4 protein-coding genes are annotated in these 2396 nt (G+C 63.4%); all 4 read left to right on the forward strand.

Annotation, left to right across the window (positions count from 1 at the left end):
• The coding region (locus tag E4J89_RS19225; RefSeq protein ID WP_136787815.1) for an ABC transporter permease subunit at window positions 1-531 on the forward strand (531 nt) is incomplete at its 5' end.
• Window positions 528-1307: an ABC transporter permease gene (locus E4J89_RS19230; protein ID WP_136787816.1), complete on the forward strand. Its 780-nt coding sequence runs from the start codon at window positions 528-530 to the stop codon at window positions 1305-1307. The genes E4J89_RS19225 and E4J89_RS19230, both read left to right, overlap by 4 nt.
• A gap of 89 nt (window positions 1308-1396) precedes the next feature.
• Window positions 1397-2206 carry an ABC transporter ATP-binding protein gene (locus E4J89_RS19235; RefSeq protein WP_136787817.1) on the forward strand — a complete coding sequence of 270 codons (810 nt, stop codon included), beginning with the start codon at window positions 1397-1399 and terminating at the stop codon, window positions 2204-2206.
• The coding region (locus E4J89_RS19240; protein ID WP_169304075.1) for a sulfatase-like hydrolase/transferase at window positions 2203-2396 on the forward strand (194 nt) is incomplete at its 3' end. The genes E4J89_RS19235 and E4J89_RS19240, both read left to right, overlap by 4 nt.

Genomic DNA, 2396 nt, shown 5'->3' on the forward strand with positions numbered 1-2396 from the left:
CTCATCGGCAGCTTCCCCTCGGCACGCTATGCCACGTTGGCCGTGGTGGAGTTTCTCAAGCCGATTCCGCCGATCGTGGTCCTGCCGCTCGTTGTGCTGATCTTCGGTCCGACGCCGACCATGGCGTGGGTGCTGGTCATCATCGGCTGCCTTGTGCCGATCCTGATGCAGACCATTTCGGGGGTCGATGACACTGATCCCGTAGCCCGGGACACCGCGCGGTCGTTTGGGATGGGGCAAGCGGAGATCCTGTTCCGCATCGTTCTGCCCAGCGCACTTCCGTTCATCGGGACCGCGATGCGGATTGCGGCACCGATTTCCCTCGTCGTTGCGGTTGTGGCCGGCCTTCTCGGCGGCGGCCCTGGCCTGGGCAAGAGCATCTTCCAAGCCCAGGCCGCCGGCAACTATCCATCCCTGTACGGGCTGGTGCTTGTCCTCGGGTTCCTCGGGCTGTGCTTCATCGGCGGTTCCCGGGCCATTGAGCGGCGCTTGCTGCACTGGCATGAATCCTATCGGGAGGTCTCGGTATGAGCATGAGGAAGCAGTTCTATATCGGCCTCGGTATCGGTACGCCCGTGCTGTTGCTCGGGCTCTGGTTTCTCCTCTCGGCGGGCTCCACCAACACGTTCTTCCCGCCGCTGTCCACCATCCTGGTGCGATTCCAGCAGCTGTGGGTTTTCGACCACTTCGCCTCGGATGTGCTTCCCAGCCTGGCAAATCTGCTCATCGGATTCGCGGTGGCGGCCATCGCCGGCGTCGTGCTCGGATTCCTCCTGACCTTCATGCCGCGGCTACGTGGCTTCGTGGACCCGGTCATCCATCTGTTCCGCAGCATCCCGCCGGTCGCACTGATCCCGATCCTGATCTCGCTCCTCGGCTTCGGCGTGGAAATGAGGGTTTACAGCATCGCGCTGGCCGCGGTGTTTCCCACCTTGATCGCCACCATGGACGGGCTGCGGAGTGTGGATTCGACGCTGAAGGACGTCAGCTCCGTCTACCGGCTCAGCCTCCCGGAGAGAATCACCCAAGTATATTTTCCGGCGGCCAGCCCGCAGATCGCTTCCGGACTTCAGGTCAGTCTGCAGACAGCGTTCGTGGTGATGATTGCCAGCGAAATGCTCGGTTCCTCCCAAGGCATCGGTGCCATGACGCTGCTGGCACAGCAAAGCTTCATGATCTCGGACATGTGGGCCGGGATCCTGCTGCTCGGAGTGATCGGCTTCCTTACCAACATGGTCTTCGAACTGGGCCGACGGCGGGTGCTCGCCTGGTACATCGGCTCCCGTCGCCTCGCTAGGAGTAACTGATGTCCACCGCCCACGCAAGGCCAACCAAGACCACTCACCGTTCACGCCGCGCCCACGCCGGCCCAATCGACCACCGGGACGAAACAGACATGACAGACATAACGATGAAAGACCAGCAGCTGGGCCCGGTTCCGCCCCGGCTGGACGTGGCCGGCCTATCCAAGACCTACGGCTCTGGCCCGGGCGCCAAGACCGTCATCGAAGACCTCACCTTCACAGTGGAGACCGGCGAGATCGTCTGCATCGTAGGGCCGTCCGGTGTTGGCAAGACCACCCTCCTGAAGTGCCTTGCCGGGCTGCATCCTGTCAGCTCCGGGGCTGCGGCCATCGACGGCCGGCCCATTGATGGTCCGCCTGCGGAGATGGCACTGGTTTTCCAGGACTACAACCGGTCGCTGATGCCTTGGCTGACGGTGCGCAAGAACGTCCGGCTGCCGCTGCGCCACCTGCGTCTCCCCGCGGTCGAACTGAATCAGCGGATTGATACGGCGCTGGAAGCTGTTGGCCTGACTCAAGCCGCGGCCCAGTACCCTTGGCAACTGTCCGGTGGCATGCAGCAGCGCGTGGCAATTGCGCGGGCATTGGCCTACCGACCGGAGATCCTCATCATGGATGAGCCGTTCGCCTCCGTTGACGCCCAGACCCGGTTCGAACTCGAAGACCTGTGCCTGAAAATCCGTGACGACTTCGGCATGACCATCCTCGTGGTCACGCACGACATCGACGAGGCTGTCTATCTCTCGGACCGTGTCGTGGTGCTCGGCGCGAAGCCCGCGCGGGTCCTCGACGTCGTCGACATCAATCTGCCCTCACCACGGGACCAGATCAGCTCGCGTGCCCTCAATGGGTTCGCCGAGCAGCGGACCAAAGTCCTATCGATGATCCGGAAGCCGGCATGACCGCCGCACCATCGGTCCGCCCCAACGTACTCGTTCTGATCGCCGACCAACTTCGGGCCGATCACTTGGGTTTCGCCGGCAACCCCACGGTCCGCACGCCCAACCTGGACCGGCTTGCCGCGGAGAGCATGATCTTCACCGAGGCCACGGTCACCAATCCCACCTGCATGCCCAACCGGGCAAGCCTGCT

Source organism: Arthrobacter sp. CAU 1506, from assembly GCF_005047635.1.
GTDB lineage: Bacteria > Actinomycetota > Actinomycetes > Actinomycetales > Micrococcaceae > Crystallibacter.

What these genes read in the sequence shown, in the direction of transcription:
- E4J89_RS19235 (WP_136787817.1), top strand. Translation starts at nt 1,397, where the DNA reads ATGACAGACATAACGATGAAAGACCAGCAGCTGGGCCCGGTTCCGCCC.
- E4J89_RS19230 (WP_136787816.1), top strand. Translation starts at nt 528, where the DNA reads ATGAGCATGAGGAAGCAGTTCTATATCGGCCTCGGTATCGGTACGCCC.